Source organism: Frankia sp. Hr75.2, assembly GCF_949319125.1.
GTDB classification, from domain to species: domain Bacteria; phylum Actinomycetota; class Actinomycetes; order Frankiales; family Frankiaceae; genus Parafrankia; species Parafrankia soli.
This window is the reverse complement of record NZ_CASGGV010000300.1, coordinates 1-16418: the sequence shown is the minus strand read 5'-3', so window position 1 is coordinate 16418 and position 16418 is coordinate 1. Positions and strand designations below refer to the sequence as shown.

11 protein-coding genes and 1 pseudogene are annotated in these 16418 nt (G+C 72.0%); 6 read left to right on the top strand and 6 right to left on the bottom strand.

Going from position 1 to position 16418, the window contains the following annotated elements:
- The first annotated feature begins 583 nt into the window (after positions 1 to 583).
- The 4 genes from AC559T_RS24425 to glgB all read left to right on the top strand — a co-directional run bounded on the left by AC559T_RS24425 (position 584) and on the right by glgB (position 8644).
- The gene (locus AC559T_RS24425; protein WP_498870227.1) at positions 584 to 2602 is read left to right on the top strand and encodes an alpha-1,4-glucan--maltose-1-phosphate maltosyltransferase; all 2019 of its coding nucleotides are present in this window, start codon (positions 584 to 586) and stop codon (positions 2600 to 2602) included.
- On the top strand, positions 2599 to 4317 hold the full coding sequence (gene treS / locus AC559T_RS24420) for a maltose alpha-D-glucosyltransferase (RefSeq protein WP_071065997.1): 1719 nt from the start codon (positions 2599 to 2601) through the stop codon (positions 4315 to 4317). The genes AC559T_RS24425 and treS overlap by 4 nt, the downstream gene beginning before the upstream one ends.
- Before the next feature lie 266 nt (positions 4318 to 4583).
- Positions 4584 to 5972: a maltokinase N-terminal cap-like domain-containing protein gene (locus AC559T_RS24415; RefSeq protein ID WP_112109410.1), complete on the top strand. Its 1389-nt coding sequence runs from the start codon at positions 4584 to 4586 to the stop codon at positions 5970 to 5972.
- A 125-nt stretch (positions 5973 to 6097) separates the two neighbouring features.
- Positions 6098 to 8644: a 1,4-alpha-glucan branching protein GlgB gene (glgB, locus tag AC559T_RS24410; RefSeq protein WP_498870221.1), complete on the top strand. Its 2547-nt coding sequence runs from the start codon at positions 6098 to 6100 to the stop codon at positions 8642 to 8644.
- A 96-nt stretch (positions 8645 to 8740) separates the two neighbouring features.
- Here the strand turns inward: glgB and AC559T_RS24405 are convergent, their stop codons facing one another.
- Positions 8741 to 9679, bottom strand: coding sequence for a tetratricopeptide repeat protein (locus AC559T_RS24405; protein ID WP_498870220.1), 939 nt, complete (start codon positions 9677 to 9679; stop codon positions 8741 to 8743).
- A gap of 167 nt (positions 9680 to 9846) precedes the next feature.
- Entirely contained in the window at positions 9847 to 10143 is a 297-nt protein-coding gene (locus AC559T_RS24400) for an MTH1187 family thiamine-binding protein (RefSeq protein WP_020458684.1), read from the bottom strand.
- A 246-nt stretch (positions 10144 to 10389) separates the two neighbouring features.
- Here AC559T_RS24400 and AC559T_RS24395 point away from each other — a divergent pair, with 246 nt between their 5' ends.
- A complete protein-coding gene (locus AC559T_RS24395; RefSeq protein WP_071065992.1) occupies positions 10390 to 11859 on the top strand; it encodes an ATP-binding response regulator in 1470 nt (489 codons plus the stop codon).
- Positions 11860 to 11912: 53 nt separating this feature from the next.
- Here AC559T_RS24395 and meaB read toward each other — a convergent pair whose 3' ends face one another.
- The 4 genes from meaB to AC559T_RS24375 form a co-directional block, all read right to left on the bottom strand.
- Entirely contained in the window at positions 11913 to 12986 is a 1074-nt protein-coding gene (gene meaB / locus AC559T_RS24390; RefSeq protein WP_498870219.1) for a methylmalonyl Co-A mutase-associated GTPase MeaB, read from the bottom strand.
- Positions 12983 to 14167: an acetyl-CoA C-acetyltransferase gene (locus tag AC559T_RS24385; RefSeq protein ID WP_112109406.1), complete on the bottom strand. Its 1185-nt coding sequence runs from the start codon at positions 14165 to 14167 to the stop codon at positions 12983 to 12985. Before AC559T_RS24385 ends, meaB begins: the two co-directional genes overlap by 4 nt.
- 336 nt (positions 14168 to 14503) lie before the next feature.
- Positions 14504 to 15502 (bottom strand): FG-GAP repeat domain-containing protein, encoded by a 999-nt coding sequence (locus tag AC559T_RS24380; RefSeq protein WP_498870218.1) that lies wholly within the window; start codon positions 15500 to 15502, stop codon positions 14504 to 14506.
- The gene (locus AC559T_RS24375; protein WP_050796088.1) at positions 15499 to 16056 is read right to left on the bottom strand and encodes a SigE family RNA polymerase sigma factor; all 558 of its coding nucleotides are present in this window, start codon (positions 16054 to 16056) and stop codon (positions 15499 to 15501) included. Before AC559T_RS24375 ends, AC559T_RS24380 begins: the two co-directional genes overlap by 4 nt.
- Positions 16057 to 16099: 43 nt before the next feature.
- On the opposite strand from AC559T_RS24375, the pseudogene AC559T_RS24370 reads away from it, so the two are divergent.
- Positions 16100 to 16418 (top strand): annotated as a pseudogene (locus AC559T_RS24370) (hypothetical protein); the annotation flags it as partial.

Here is a 16418-nt window from a genome sequence, read left to right as displayed (position 1 = left end):
CCCCGGGCAGTTGCCGGCAGCCACCCGCACCGCCACTTCGCCCGAGGGCGACCGCCCCGGCGGCCGTACCCTCCGGCCGCCGTGGCCGGGCCGTGCTCCGCCCGCCCGGCGCCCGGGTCGATCGGAACTCGGTGTTCTGCAGTTCTGTGTTCAGCGGGACGAACGAGCGCGCGACGAGGTTCCCAGATCACCGAGCGTGCCACCACCAAAGGCTCACCACCCCCAGGGGCCACTGTCACCCAAACGACACATCACCCGAACTCGACGTGCGGCGGGCGATGTGGTGGGCACACCGTCAGAAACGAGCGCCATCGAGGCTCCCAGACCGGCGCAGCGACCCGTCCGACGTCACCCACTGGACACACCACAGTCTCTACGAGAGCAATACTCGCCGCGGAAGGTTAACCACCGGAGCAAGCCGGGAACATCGGTCAGGACCGTGACCATCGGGACAGCACAGGCAGACCCACCACAGAGACAACGTGGGCCCATCCGGTGGTTGCATGCAGTTCACGTGGCGGTGTCACCGAACGCCATGTACAGGGTCGACCATTGAGTCGTGGTTCGTCTGGATAAGGTCCCCATGATGATCGGACGTTCAGTAGGCCGGGTTGTCATCACTGACGCGCGCCCGGTCGTCTCCTGTGGCCAGTGGCCGTCGCGGGCGGTGGAGGGGGAAACCCTCACCGTCAGCGCGACGGTCTTCCGTGAGGGGCATGACCTCATCGGGGCCAATGTCGTTCTTTCCGGCCCCGACGGCCAGGGAGTTCCGTTTACGCGGATGAAACTCGCCGGCGCGGGCACGGACCGCTACGAGGCCGATGTCGCCATGGGCCGCGAGGGCCTGTGGGGCTATCGCGTGGAGGCCTGGGCTGATCCGCTGGCCACCTGGCGGCACGGCATCGAGCTCAAGGTCGGTGCCGGCCAGACGGTGGACGAGCTGGCGGTCGACTTCGAGGACGGCGCGCGGCTGCTGCTGCGCGCGCTGCCCGGAGTGCCCGAGCCCCGCCGGGTCGACATCGCGCGGGCCGTCGCGGTCCTGCGCGACGACAACGTGACGGATCCGCACGAGCGCATCGCCGCCGCCTGCTCCCCGGAGCTGGCCGGTCTGCTCGACGAGCACCCGCTGCGCGAGCTCGTGACCCGCACCCCGTTGTACCGGGTGTGGGTGGACCGCGAGCGGGCGCTCTACGGCAGCTGGTACGAGCTGTTCCCCCGGTCCGAGGGTGCGAGCCTCGACCCACCGCGATCGGGCACCTTCCTCACCGCCGCGGAACGACTGCCGGCCGTCGCCGCGATGGGCTTCGACGTGGTCTATCTGCCACCGATCCACCCGATCGGCGAGATCAACCGCAAGGGCCCGAACAACACCCTCACGCCCGGCCCGGAGGACCCCGGTTCACCGTGGGCCATTGGCAGCTCGCAGGGCGGCCACGACGCCGTCCACCCGGATCTGGGGACCCTGGACGACTTCGACCTCTTCGTCGCGCGGGCCCGCTCGCTCGGCATGGAGGTCGCACTCGACCTGGCGTTGCAGTGCGCGCCGGACCACCCCTGGGCGAAGCACCATCCGGAGTGGTTCGTCGTGCGCAGCGACGGCTCGATCGCGTACGCGGAGAATCCGCCGAAGAAGTACCAGGACATCTACCCCCTGAACTTCGACGCCGACCCGATCGGTCTATATCACGAGATTCTGCGGGTGGTCCGGTTCTGGACGGCCCGCGGCGTCCGGATCTTCCGGGTGGACAATCCGCACACGAAGCCGGTCGAGTTCTGGGAGTGGCTCATCGGCCAGGTCAAGGCGACCGAGCCGGACGTGCTGTTCCTGGCCGAGGCGTTCACCCGCCCGGCGATGATGCACACGCTCGCCAGGATTGGCTTCACCCAGTCCTACACCTACTTCACCTGGCGCAACGAGCGCCGTGAGCTGGAGGAGTACGCGCAGGAGCTGGTCGACGCGGCGCACTACATGCGGCCCAACTTCTTCGTCAACACCCCGGACATCCTGCCCGGGTTCCTGCAGACGGGCGGGCCGGCGGCGTTCCGCATCCGGGCGGTGCTCGCCTCGATGCTCTCCCCGACCTGGGGGGTGTACGCGGGGTACGAGCTGTACGAGAACTCCCCCGTGCGGGCCGGGAGCGAGGAGTACCTCGACTCGGAGAAATACCAGTACAAGCCGCGGGACTGGGCCGGCGCGGAACGCGCCGGGGCCTCGCTGGCGCCCTACCTCACCCGGCTCAACCAGATCCGGCGCGACCACCCGGCCCTGCACTGGATGCGCAACCTGCACATCCACGAGTCCGCGACGCCCGAGATCACAGTCTTCTCCAAACGGCACACCACGGCCCGGGCGGGCGGACCCGCCCTCGGCCGCCTCCGCCCCGACGACGACCTCGTCATCGTCGTCGTCAATCTTGACCCGCATTCGGCCCGGGAGACCACCGTGCGACTGGACATGCCCGCTCTCGGGCTTGACTGGGGCGACCGCTTCGAAGTGCACGACGAGATAACCGGCGCCACCTACCAGTGGGGCCGTGAGAACTACGTCCGCCTGGAGCCGACCGAGCCCGCCCACATCCTGACCGCGCGGCGCCTGCCGTGAACGAGTCGGAACCGTTCGCGGAGCAACCGCTGCGCGAGACCGCGGCCGAGGGCGGCGACACGGGGACGTCCCAGGACCCGCTGTGGTTCAAGCGGGCCGTGTTCTACGAGGTCCTCGTCCGCGGCTTCGCCGACTCCAACGGCGACGGCACCGGTGACCTGGCCGGGCTGGTCTCGAAACTGGACTACCTCGAGTGGCTCGGCGTGGACTGCCTGTGGCTGCTGCCCATCTACTCCTCGCCGCTGCGCGACGGCGGGTACGACATCAGCGACTACTTCCAGATCCTCCCCGAGTTCGGGGACCTGGGTGACTTCATCAACCTCGTCGACGAGGCGCACCGGCGCGGGCTACGGATCATCGCCGACCTGGTGATGAACCACACCTCCGACGCACACCCGTGGTTCCAGGCGTCCCGCTCGGACCCGGACGGGCCGTACGGCGACTTCTACGTCTGGTCCGACACCGACGAGAAGTACCCCGACGCCCGGATCATCTTCGTCGACACCGAGAAGTCGAACTGGACCTGGGACCCGGTGCGCGGGCAGTACTACTGGCACCGGTTCTTCTCCCACCAGCCCGACCTCAACTACGACAACCCGGACGTCCAGGAGGCGATGCTGGAGGTCCTGCGCTTCTGGCTCGACCTCGGCCTCGACGGGTTCCGCCTGGACGCCGTCCCCTACCTGTACGTGCGCGAGGGCACGAACGGGGAGAACCTGCCGGAGACGCACGAGTACCTGCGCCGGGTCCGCAAGGAGATCGACGCCAAGTACGCCGACAGGGTCATGCTGGCCGAGGCGAACCAGTGGCCCTCGGACGTCGTCCAGTACTTCGGCAACGACGACGAGTGCCACATGGCCTTCCACTTCCCGCTGATGCCGCGCATCTTCATGGCGGTGCGGCGGGAGTCGCGCTACCCGATCTCGGAGATCCTGGCGCAGACCCCGGAGATCCCGCCGAACTGCCAGTGGGGCATCTTCCTGCGCAACCACGACGAGCTGACCCTGGAGATGGTCACCGACGAGGAGCGGGACTACATGTACGCCGAGTACGCGAAGGACCCGCGTATGAAGGCGAACATCGGGATCCGCCGACGCCTCGCCCCGCTGCTGGACAACAGCCGCGACCAGATGGAGCTGTTCACCGCCCTGCTGCTCTCCCTGCCCGGCAGTCCCGTGCTCTACTACGGCGACGAGATCGGTATGGGCGACAACATCTATCTCGGTGACCGCGACGGCGTGCGCACCCCGATGCAGTGGTCCCCGGACCGCAACGCCGGGTTCTCGACAACCGACCCGGCCCGGCTGTACCTACCGGTGATCATGGACCCGGTGTACGGCTACCAGGCACTGAACGTCGAGGCCGAGCAGCGGATGCCGACGTCGTTCCTGTCCTGGACCAGGCGGATGATCGAGGTCCGCAAGCGGCATCCCGTCTTCGGGCTCGGCACCTACGAGGAGCTCGGCGCGTCGAACCCGTCGGTCTTCGCGTATGTCCGGGAGTTCGGTGACGACAGGGTGCTCTGCGTCGCGAACCTCTCCCGGTTCGCCCAGCCCGTCGAGCTCGACCTGCGGAGATTCGCCGGCCTGGTGCCGGTGGAGCTGCTCGGCCGGGTCCATTTCCCACCGGTCGGCGAGCTTCCGTACCTGCTGACACTGCCCGGTCACGGACACTACTGGTTCGCTCTGTCCAATCCGGGGGAATTCACTCAGTAGACGTCAGGACAGCCGTCAGGACATGCGGCTGGACGCGCCGTACGGCTGGCGTCGCCCGCGCGGTGTGTCCGGGCGGAACCGAACCGGGCCGAACCCGGTCGGTTCGGTCTTGATCTCCGGGCCGGACGACGCCAGGATTCACTCCTCCGGTGCCGCGCGGTTCTCCACATCCCGGGCGGCACCCAGGCCGGAGGAGAGCCGCGGAACACGGCGGGGCGGCTCGACGCCGATGACGAAGTGAAAAGTGACGCGCAGGGAGGTCGGGCATGACGGACCACCACTCCGAGCTCACGGCCCTGCTCTCGGACTGGCTGCCCAGGCAGCGCTGGTTCGCGGGCAAGGGCCGGCCGGGCGGGAGGCTGCGCGTCGGGCAGGACGTCCGCCTCAGCCTCGACGCGGCGGTGAAGGCGGCGATGCACCTGCTGGTGGTGGAGGTCCGCTACGACGACGGCGGCCTCTCCGACCACTACCAGGTCCCGGTGGTGATCCGGCCGGACGCCCCCTTCGGCCACGAGGGGTTCCTCATCGGCGAGTCGTCGGTGGGCCTGGTCTACGACGGCCTGCACGACTCCGACGGAAGCGCCGCTCTGCTGGACTACCTGCGCCGGGGCGCGAGCCGCGAGGGGCTGACCGCGACGGCGGTCGAGTCGTTGGACGACCTGCCCGCGCACGCGGTCGGCGCCGAGCAGTCGAACACCTCGATCGTCTACGGCGACGCCTACATCCTGAAGGTCTTCCGCCGCCTGTGGCCCGGGACGAATCCCGATCTGGAGATCACCCGGGTTCTGGCGCGCGCCGGCAGCGAGCACGTGGCCCGGCCGGTGGCCTGGCTGAGCGGGCAGCTCTCCGGCGTCCCGACGACCTTCGCGTTCATGCAGGACTTCCTGCGCACCGGCGCCGAGGGCTGGCTGCTGGCCCTGGCCAGCGTCCGCGACCTCTACGCCGAGGGCGACCTGCACGCCGACGAGGTGGGCGGCGACTTCGCCGCCGAGGCCGAGCGGCTGGGCGCCGCGACCGCCCAGGTGCACCGCGACCTGGCCGCCGCGCTGCCGACCCGGCCCGCCGACGCCGCCGCGCTCGGCGAGGTCGCCGACTACCTGCACAGCCGGCTCGACGCCGCGCTGGCGGCCGTGGCGGAGCTCGCGCCGTTCGAGGCCGCACTGCGGACCGCCTACGACGAGGTCCGCCGCGCCGACCACGCGGCGCCGTTCCAGCGCATCCACGGCGACCTGCATCTCGGCCAGGTGCTGCGGGTGGAGTCGGGCTGGGTGCTGTTCGACTTCGAGGGTGAGCCGGCGCGGCCGGTGCCCGAGCGGACCCTGCTCGAATCCCCGCTGCGCGACATCGCCGGCATGCTCCGGTCGTTCGACTACGCGGCCCAGTCGATGCTGCTCGAGCGCTCCGACGAGCCGTCGCTGGCCTACCGGGCGCTGGAGTGGGCCGACCGCAACCGGGACGCCTTCTGCCGCGGCTACGGCGCGGTGTCCGGCGCGGACCCCCGGGACGGCGGCGCCGTCCTGCGTGGTCTCGAGCTCGACAAGGCCGTGTACGAAGTGCTCTATGAGGCGCGCCACCGGCCGGGCTGGATCAGCATCCCGCTGCGTTCGGTCGAACGGTTGACCGGCGGGCGACCCACTGAGCTCCCCGCGCCCTGAGTGGACAAACGCCCCGTGCGCTGAGCGAACAGCGCTCCCCGCGCCCTGAGCGACACGCCGAAACCCACCGGGGGGCGCCTGGGTGGGACGCGATCTCGACGACGAGAGAAGGACAGGTGGCCGGAGTGGACGACCCCGACGACACGAGGCGGACCGGATCCGTGAACGGGCGCCCTGACTCGGTGAACCTGTCGAGGTTCACCGACACCGCCGTCGTGGACCGGCCAGGCGTTGTAGAGAGGACCGGCGCCACGGACAGGACCGGTGGCGCGGACAGGACCGGTGGCGCGGATCCGGCGGCCCCGAGCGGTGCTCCGGAACCGACCGCCGCGGCCCGCCCGGCCGGTGCCCCGGAACCGACCGGCACACCGGACCCGGCGAGCGCGCCCCCGCTGGGACTGCCCGGGGAGGTGCTCGACCGCCTCGCCGGCGGAGCGCACCACGACCCGCATGGCGTGCTCGGCGCGCACCCCACCCGGGGCTGGACACTCATCCGCGCGCTGCGCCCCGACGCCACCGCCGTCACCGTCCTCGTCGACGGGACGCGCCACCCGATGACGAGGCTGCACAGCGGTGGGATCTTCGCCCTCGCCGTGCCCGGCGGCATCCCCGACTACCGGTTCGAGGTCACCTACCCCGACTCGATCCACGTGGTCGACGACCCGTACCAGCACCTGCCGACGCTCGGCGAGATCGACCTGCACCTGATCGGCGAGGGACGTCACGAGCGGCTCTGGCACGTCCTGGGCGCGCACGTGCGCCGCCTCGACCGCGGGCCGGGCGGCGGCGCCGGGACAGTCGCGGGGGTCAGCTTCGCGGTCTGGGCGCCGAACGCCCGCGGTGTGCGGGTGGTCGGCGACTTCGACTTCTGGGACGGCCGCGGCTTCCCGATGCGCTCGCTGGGCTCGTCGGGCGTCTGGGAGCTGTTCGTCCCCGGTATCGGGGCCGGCACCCGCTACAAGTACGAGATCCTCGGCTCTGACGGCGTGTGGCGGCAGAAGGCGGACCCGCTTGCCTTCGCCACCGAGCAGCCCCCGGCCACCGCCAGCGTGGTCCACGAGTCGAGCTACACCTGGGACGACGCGGCCTGGCTCGAGCGGCGTGCGAGCATCCCCTGGCACGCCGCGCCGGTCAGCATCTACGAGGTGCACCTGGCCTCGTGGCGGCGCGGCCTGAGCTACCTCGAGCTGGCCGAGCAGCTCGTCGAGTACGTGCGCGAGAACGGCTTCACCCACGTCGAGATGCTGCCGGTTGCCGAGCACCCGTTCGGTGGCTCCTGGGGCTACCAGGTCACCTCGTACTACGCGCCGACGTCCCGCTTCGGCAGCCCGGACGAGTTCCGGCACCTCGTCGACGCGCTGCACGCCGCCGGGATCGGCGTGATCGTCGACTGGGTGCCCGCCCACTTCCCCCGGGACGCCTTCGCGCTGGGCCGCTTCGACGGCACCCCGCTCTACGAGCACCCCGACCCGCGCCGCGGCGAGCAGCCCGACTGGGGCACCTACGTCTTCGACTTCGGCCGGTCCGAGGTACGCAACTTCCTCGTCGCCAACGCGCTGTACTGGCTGGAGGAGTTCCACGTCGACGGGCTGCGGGTCGACGCCGTCGCCTCGATGCTCTACCTCGACTACTCCCGGCCCTCGGGCGAGTGGGTGCCCAACGCGCACGGCGGCCGGGAGAACCTGGAGGCCGTCTCGCTGCTGCAGGAGGTCAACGCGACCGTCTACCGGCGGGTGCCGGGAGCGATGATGATCGCCGAGGAGTCGACGGCCTGGCCCGGCGTGACCCGCCCGACCCACCTCGGGGGCCTCGGCTTCGGCTTCAAGTGGAACATGGGCTGGATGCACGACACCCTCGACTACTCGTCGCGGGCGCCGCTGTTCCGCACCTACCACCACCACCAGATGACGTTCTCGCTGATGTACGCGTTCTCCGAGAACTTCGTCCTGCCGTTCAGCCACGACGAGGTCGTGCACGGCAAGGGCTCGCTGCTGCGCAAGATGCCGGGTGACCGCCGGGCCCAGCTGGCCAACCTGCGGGCGCTCTACGGCTACATGTGGGCGCACCCCGGCAAGCAGCTGCTGTTCATGGGCTGCGAGTTCGCCCAGGACAACGAGTGGAGCGAGGCCACCTCGCTGGACTGGCACCTGCTCGGCGAGGCCGGGCACGGCGGGGTGGCCCGCCTGGTCCGCGACCTCAACCACACCTACCGGGAGATCCCGGCCCTGTGGGAGCGCGACTCCGATCCGAGCGGCTTCTCGTGGATCGACGCCAGCGACGCCGAGAACAACGTCTTCGCGTTCGTACGCCGGGGTGAGGACGGCGAGCGGGCGCTGGCGTGCGTGACGAACTTCGCCGGCGTCGGCCAGGTCGGCTACCGCCTCGGCTTCCCGTTTCCGGGCCGCTGGCGCGAGGTGCTCAACACCGACGCGCTCGACTACGGCGGCGGCGGCATGGGGAACCTCGGCGGGATCACCGCGGTGGCGGACCCGTCGCACGGCCTGCCCGCCTCGGCGGCCCTGTCACTTCCCCCGCTGGGCACCGTCTGGTTCGTGCACGAGCCGGCCGACGGCGGACCTGCCGGCGACGGAACTTCTGCCGACGGGCAGACCGACAACGAGCTGACCGCCGGCGAGCCGGCAGACGGCGTGCTGTCCGACCCCGAGGCCTGACAGCCGGGCCCGCCGGGGCGACCGGTCCTCGTCGGACTCGGCCTCCCCGGCGGCACACCGCGGCTCCGCGGTGACAGCAGTGTCAGACAGACGTGCTCAGAACAGGGCGGCGGCGAGGGCCCGCCGGGCCGGGGCGACCGCCGGCTCGCCGTCGCCCAGCGCCTGGAACAGCCCGACCAGATGCGCCCGCAGCTTCTCCCGGTCGTCGCCCGAGGTGCGGCGGACGAGGTCGACGAGGCGACCCAGGCCGGTGGCCGGGTCGCCCTGGGCGATGGTCAGGTCGGCCACCGCGAGCGCCGCCTCGACGTCGTCGGGGTTCTCCGAGAGCCGCTGACGCAGCCAGGCCGGGTCGTAGCCGCGCACCCGCCGCAGCAGCTCCACCCGGGCCAGGCCGAGGGTGGCGTCCGCGTCCCCGGGGGCCTCGGCGAGCTGGGCCTGGTAGGCGGCGGCCGCCGCGTCCAGGTCGCCGGTGGCCATCGCGTCCTCCGCGGCGGCGATGTTCGGCGGCAGCGCGGGACCGCCCTCGACTCCCGCCCCCGGCAGCCCGCCCATCGCCTCCCCGACGACGCTCAGGAGCTGGTCCAGCCAGCCGCGCACCTCCCGCTCGGGGACCGCGCCGGTGAACTCTCCGATGATCCGACCGCCGACCACCGCCTTGACCGCGGGGATGCCCTGCACGCCCGCGGCCTGCGCGAGACCGGGGTTGGCGTCGACGTCCACCTTGGCGAGCACCCAGCGACCACCGTCGGCGGCGGCGAGGCGCTCCAGGACGGGGCTGAGCTGCTTGCACGGCCCGCACCACTCGGCCCAGAAGTCGATGACCACGGGAACCTGCATGGAACGGTTCACGACGTCCTCGGCGAACGTCGCCTCGGTCACGTCGATCACGACCTGGCCGGCGGCACCGGCGGGCGCCGCGCCGCCGGGAGAGCCGCCGGGGCCGGCCCGGCCGGCCGGGGGCGCCGGCGGCTGGGCCGGCTTCGGGTCTAGGGGAACCGCACCGGCGAGCCGTAGGCCGCCGAGGGTGTCGGGCATACTGCCCGGCCCGCCCCTGCGCGGCGAGCCGGGTGGGACAGGTGACCTCCGCTGCATGTCTCCATCGTTACACCCGGCGGTCGCGGTCAGGACGCCCCCGGGCCACTTTTCCGCGCGTGGTCACCCCGGTGGCAACACCCGGACACCCGGAGACCCCGCGCCCGGCCTCAGCCGCCGGCCAGGTGGCGCTCGACGCTGGCGACCTTGGCGTGCAGCGCGTCGCTCACGCCCTCGCGTAGATCAGCCTTGAGCACCAGGCTCACCCGTCCACACCGGGCCGCCACGGCCTCGGTGGCCCGCCGTACGACGTCCATCACCTCGGCCCACTCGCCCTCGATGATCGTGAACATCGCGTTGGTCTCGTTCGGCAGGCCGGAGTCGCGTACGACCCGGACCGCCTCGGCGACCGGAGCCGAGACGTCCTCGCCGAGACCGATGGGAGTGACGCTGAAGGCAACAAGCATGTGGACAGGCCTACCATGCCTCGCGCTGCGGACACGGAGGTCCGTGCTGGTTCCACGCGGAGTCGAACCATGGGTGCCCACCCGACCGGAGAGCCATTTTTCGCGACGAACCCGTCACGGGATGTTGATGCTAGGTGAGAATTGACCGGAGTTCACCAAACCCGGGACAACGCGCGCTGACGGTACGCCCTACCATGACCCGCCGTGGGGTGGATGCAGACTTATGACGAGGCAGACGAGGCTTAGGTGGGGCTGAGTACCCTGCTCGACACGCTGACCGACCTGGTGGTGGTCGTCGGCGGTGACGGGCGTGTCCTCGAACTCGGCGCGGCCGCGCGCGCGTTCGTGGGAGACCGGATCGGCACGGCGCCGCACCTGCACGACCTGTCCGACGTGGTCGATCCCGCGTGCCGGGTCGAGCTCGCCGGCCCGGTGTCGCAGGCACTGGCCCGGACGGGCGTGTGGCGGGGCACCGTCTCGCTGATCGACCTGGCCGGCACGACCGCGCCGTACACGGTCACGGCGCGGCTGGACCCGGCCGGCGGGATGGTCATAGTCGCCCGCGACACCGTCGATGCGCGTGCCCGCCGGGCCGCCGAGACCGAGTCGCGGTCCAAGGACGAGTTCGTCGCGCGGCTCGGCCACGAGCTGCGCACACCGCTGAACGCGATGCTCGGGTTCGCCCAGCTCCTCGAGCTCGAACCGCTCACGCCCGACCTGCACGAGGACGTCGAGCGCATCATCACCGGCGGCCGCCACATGCAGGCCCTGATCGACGACGTCCTCGACCTGGCGCGGCTGCGCGCCGGGCGCGGTGACATCAACAAGGGGCCGGTGAACGTGCTGGACATCGTCCAGGGCGTGGTCGAGCTGGTCGAGCCGCTGGCCGAGCGCCGCGGGATCCGGCGGATCATCCATCCGGCCCGACCGCTGATCGCCGACGCGGACCGCCGCCGGCTGTGGCAGGTCCTGCTGAACCTGGTCGGCAACGCGCTGAAGTACGGCCGGGAGGGCGGCAACGTCCGGGTCGGCGTGGTCCCGGTCACCGGTTCACGGATCCGCATCGAGGTGGAGGACGACGGGATCGGGCTGTCCCCGTCCGCGCTGTCCCGGCTGTTCCGGCCGTTCGAGCGCCTCGGGGCCGAGGACACCGGAGTCGAGGGCAGCGGCCTCGGTCTGGCCCTCTCCCACGCCCTTGTGACGGCGATGGGCGGTGTTCTGACGGTTGCCAGCAGGCCCGGGGTGGGCAGCGTCTTCGCGGTCGTCCTGGACGCCGTGGACGTCCGTTACGACCACACCGAGGATGACCCGGACGACTTCATGGGCGACGGGCAGCTCGAGCCGGGTGGCCTTCGTGTGGTCCATGTCAGCGGCGACCCGGGGCTGCGCGCCCTGGTCAGCGACACCCTGGCGAGCGCGCTCGGGGCGGACACCATCAGCGTGCCGCGCGGGGCCCTCGCGGTCGAGGCCATCCGGCGGGCCCGCCCGTCGCTGGTCCTCCTCGACCGCGACCTGCCGGACGTGACCGCGGTCGATCTCCTCCCCCGGCTGGCCGCGGACCCGGTGGCGGGCACCGTCCCCGCCCTGGTGCTGACCACCGAGGTGGACCCGGACGAGTGGACCCGCCTGCGCCGGGCGGGCGCCGTACAGGTCCTCGGCATGCCGCTGGACGTCACCTCGCTGATCGCCGCCACCTCGCAGCTCACCACCGCCTGACGCCTGGAGGGCGGCCGGCTGTCAGCTGGCCGCCCTGGCAGCTGACCGTCGCGTCACCCGGAGCGCGGGAGGTGGGGGTCGGGGATGGCGGCCAGGAGGGTGGCGGCCGCGGTATAGGGGTCGAGGCGGCCGGAGGTGACCTGGCGGGCCAGGTCGGCCAGCTGGGCCGCGCCGTTGAGCCTGCCCAGCCGGGCCCGCATGCCGGCCAGGGCGATCTGGGAGATCTCCTCGGCCGCGCGGTGCAGCCGGCGGCGTTCGAGCTCACCGGACGCCCGCAGCCAGTCGTGGTGGCGCTCGATCGCGTCCAGGAGCTTCGGCACGCCCTTCCCGGTCGCGGCCTCGAGTCGCACGACCTCGGGCCGCCAGCCGGCTTCCGTCTCCCCACCGGCCGCCGTGCCACCGACCGCCCTGCCACCGGCCATCCGGACGGCGGCGACGAGGTCGCGGTAGGTGTGGTCGGCGCCGGGACGGTCGGCCTTGTTGACGACGAGGATGTCGGCGATCTCCATGATGCCGGCCTTGGCCGCCTGGATCCCGTCCCCCATGCCCGGGGCGAGCAGGACCAGCGTGGTGTCGGCCAGCGAGGCGACATCCACCTCGGCCTGGCCGACACCGACGGTCTCGATCAGCACGATGTCGAAGCCGGCCGCGTCGAGGACCCTCAGCGCCTGTGGGGTGGCCCAGGACAGCCCGCCGAGGTTGCCCCTGGTGGCCAGGGAGCGGACGAACACGTCCGGGTCGGTGGCGTGCTCGACCATCCGGACCCGGTCGCCCAGCAGCGCGCCGCCGGTGAACGGGGAGCTCGGGTCGATCGCGAGCACGCCCACCCGCAGCCCGCGAGCCCGGAAGGCGCCGACCAGCGCCGAGGTGGACGTCGACTTCCCCACCCCGGGAGCCCCGGTCAGACCGATCACCCGGGCGCGGCCGGTGTGCGGGGCAAGCAGGGCGCTCACCTCGCGCAGGGCGTCGGATTCGTCCTCGACGAGCGAGATCAGGCGGGCCACCGCGCGCCGGTCACCGGCCAGGGCGGCGGTGGTGAGCTCCGCCGGGCTCGGGCGCGCGGCGCGCGCCCGCCCGGCTGGAGCGACCCCGGCGGAGCCCGCGCTCACGCCGGAGCCCGAGCTCACGCCGGAACGCGCAGCACCAGGGCGTCACCCTGGCCGCCGCCGCCGCACAGCGCCGCCGCGCCGATGCCGCCGCCGCGACGCTGCAGCTCGAGCAGGAGGGTGAGCGCGACCCGGGTGCCGGACATCCCGACCGGGTGGCCGACCGCGATCGCGCCGCCGTTGACGTTGGTGATGTCCGGGCCGATCCCCAGCTCGCGCATCGACTGGATGCCGACGGCCGCGAACGCCTCGTTGATCTCGACGAGGTCGAGGTCGGCCGGGGTCAGCTTCTCCTTCGCCAGGGCGGCGAGGATCGCGTTCGACGGCTGGGAGTGCAGGGACGAGTCCGGGCCGGACACGTAGCCGTGGTGGCCCACCTCGGCGATGATCGGCAGGCCCAGCTCCTCGGCCTTCGCCCGGCTCGTCACGACGACCGCGGCCGCGCCGTCCGAGATCTGGGAGGCCGAGCCGGCGGTGATCGAGCCGGCCTTGTCGAACGCCGGGCGCAGCTTGGCCAAGCTCTCCGCGGTCGTCTCGGCCCGGACGCCCTCGTCCGCGCTGACGACGATCGGGTCGCCGCGGCGCTGGGGCACCTCGACCGGGACGATCTCGTTCTCGAACAGGCCGTTCTTCGCCGCGGCCGCGGCCCGCTGATGGGACCGGGCGCTGAACTCGTCCTGCTCCTCGCGGGTGATGCCGTAGCGGGAGTTGTACCGGTCTGTCGCGAGACCCATCGACACCTGGTCGAACCCGCAGGTGAGGGCATCCACCGCGATCGAGTCCGTCAGGGTGGTGTCGCCGTACTTGACGCCGCCACGCAGCGCGGGCAGCAGGTGCGGCGCGCGGGTCATCGACTCCATGCCACCGGCCACGATGACGTCGTACTGACCGCTGGAGATGTAGAGGTCCGCCAGCGAGATGGCGTTCAGGCCCGACAGGCACACCTTGTTGACGCTGGTGGACGGCACCGTCATCGGGATGCCGCCCTTCACGGCGGCCTGGCGGGCGGCGGCCTGTCCGGCGCCGGCCTGGATGACCTGGCCCAGGATGACGTAGTCGACGGCGTCGCCGGCCAGCCCTGCCCGCTCGAGCGCGGCGCGGATGGCGATACCGCCCAGGTCGACCGCGGTGAAGTCCTTGAGTGCGCCGGAGAGCTTGCCGATCGGGGTGCGCGCACCGGCCACGATGACAGAACCAGGCATGGACGCCTCCTAGGTCACGGGTACCGGCTCGCGCGGCACCGGCCCTGCACGGTTACCCCCGCGATATGCCGCGAGGCTACCCCCGCGATGTGCCGCGACCGCGTTCCGCCGGCCACGACAGCCGGACGGGTGGGGAGAACAAAACTCTCCCAGCAACAATAACGTGATCTTGGTGGACGCGCCGGGGGTGCCGCCCGCCGGAACAGCCCCAGGGCGGCCCTGTGTGACGAACATCGCCCACCGTGCCCGGAGGAGCGGCGGCGAACCACGGCGGCGGTCAGGACGAACGGGCCGTCGGCCTACCGGTCAGGAAGAACGGACCGGTGGGCGGACCGGTCAGGAGAAGACGCCGCAGGATGCCCGGAACTGGCCGTTCGCGCCCGACGCCGGCATCTGGGTGGTCGTGCCCTGCCCGGCCGTGACCAGCCCCTCCAGGGTGAGCTGGAGCGGGGTGGTGACGACCTGGAAGTCCGTTCCGACGGTCGACGACGTGCCGGCGACGAGCCGCATCCCGGTCTCGTCGCAGCCGAAGCCGAAGCCGGCGTTGTCGCGCTGGCCGGCGGACAGGCGCACTCCGGGGCCGAGGGTGACCGGCGCGAGTACGTCCCGCGCGGCGTAGCGGAGCATCGTGTACTCCTCGATGCCGTCGCGGGTCGCGGTGCGGACCAGAATCTCGGCGAAGCCGTCGACGTTCGCGTCCACGACGGCGTGAACCGTCGGAAGCTGCAGGCCGGGCAGGTCGACGCTGGTGGTCCTGCCACTGCGGGAGAGGGTCACCTCGATCTTCGAGGTCGTCTCGTTGACCCGGACCGGGTCGCCGATCCCGTCCCCGTCCACGTCGCTGGCGCCCGCCGGGCGGGTAACGGGGGTGGGCAGGTCCGCAGCACCGGAGCCGCCAGGCCCCGGCGTCGAGCTCGCGGGCGGGCTCGACGGGCTCACGGTGGACGGCGGGGTCGTCGCCGCCACCGACGGGCTGGACGTCGCCCGCGGCGGCCTGGTCGAGCCGGGGACGCCGTTGCCGCCGTTCGAGCCGCCAGACCCCCCGGTGGACGGGGTGGCCGGCCGGCTGGTCTCGGAGAGCACCGAGGACACCAGCGGCGGTGCGGCAGGCTCGACGACCTGCTGGTTCGACGACTTCGGCCGGACCGCGACGATGGCCAGGACGATCAGGGCGGCCATCGCCACGCCACCGGTGGCCATCAGCGGCAGGCGCCACCAGCGGCGGCGCTCCACCCCGGCCCGGATGCGGTGCAGCGCGTCGGGGGACGCCCGCACGGGCTCCACCGCCGCCCGCAGCAGGCGGGTGAGCTCCTCCGGTTCGAGCCCGCTGCTCACCGCAGGCCCTCCAGCTTGCCGCTCAGTGCCGCCAGCCCCCGTGACGTGTAGGCCTTCACCGACCCGACGCTGCAGCCCATCACCGCGGCGGCGTCAGCCTCCGACATGTCCGCGTAGTAGCGGAGCACGACCGCTTCCCGTTGCCGTCTGGGCAGCTCCCGCAGTGCCTGGACGACGGCGGCCCGCTCGACCAGAGAGTAGGCCCCCTCTTCGGCGCTCGCGGCGTCGGGCATCGGCTTGGGGGCGTGCTTGAGAGCGACCAGTCGACGCCGGAGGGTGGACCGTGCGAGATTGACCACCGTCTGACGGAGGTAGGCCAGGGCCTTGTCCCGGTCCTGGAGCCGACCCCAGGCACCGTGCACCCGGATGTAGGCGTCCTGCACGACCTCCTCGCACAACCCGATGTCATCCAGCAGCAGTGCCGCGAGACGGACGAGGGATCGGTAGTGCTCGGAGTACAACGCCGTCAGAGCGGCGTCGGCGTCCCGCGCGACGGCGCTACGGGCGGCGTCGCTCCGCGCAGGCACGGGCCGCCACCCTTCCACGACTGTCATGGGCGCGGTCACGCAAAGTCTGACGCGCGCCGACCCTCCAAGGTTGTCCCAGAAGTTCTATCGCGTCGCGCGGCACGCCGACACCCCTCAGTTCTCCTGGCCCGCCGACCTGCGGGTCGTCCACCACGCCGGGCGGCGGAGCCCCGCCACCGGGCACCCGACAGACGCCGGAGGTAGATCGAGAATGAAGCGGATCCTCGAAGCGATCATGGCTGGTGGGGGGCGTTCGCCGGAGCGGCGGGCGGAGTTCGGGGCGTTGGCGGTGCCGGAGTCGTACCGGGGTGTGGTGGTGCGCAGGGACGAGGTGGGGATGTTCGAGGGGCGGGTGTCGCGGGAGAAGGACCCGCGGGAGTCGTTGCATG

Bases quoted from the DNA above. Each gene is read 5' to 3' on its own strand.
- AC559T_RS24425 (WP_498870227.1), top strand. From the start codon at position 584: ATGATGATCGGACGTTCAGTAGGCCGGGTTGTCATCACTGACGCGCGC.
- AC559T_RS24415 (WP_112109410.1), top strand. From the start codon at position 4,584: ATGACGGACCACCACTCCGAGCTCACGGCCCTGCTCTCGGACTGGCTG.
- AC559T_RS24405 (WP_498870220.1), bottom strand. From the start codon at position 9,679: ATGCCCGACACCCTCGGCGGCCTACGGCTCGCCGGTGCGGTTCCCCTA.
- AC559T_RS24400 (WP_020458684.1), bottom strand. From the start codon at position 10,143: ATGCTTGTTGCCTTCAGCGTCACTCCCATCGGTCTCGGCGAGGACGTC.
- AC559T_RS24385 (WP_112109406.1), bottom strand. From the start codon at position 14,167: ATGCCTGGTTCTGTCATCGTGGCCGGTGCGCGCACCCCGATCGGCAAG.
- AC559T_RS24375 (WP_050796088.1), bottom strand. From the start codon at position 16,056: ATGACAGTCGTGGAAGGGTGGCGGCCCGTGCCTGCGCGGAGCGACGCC.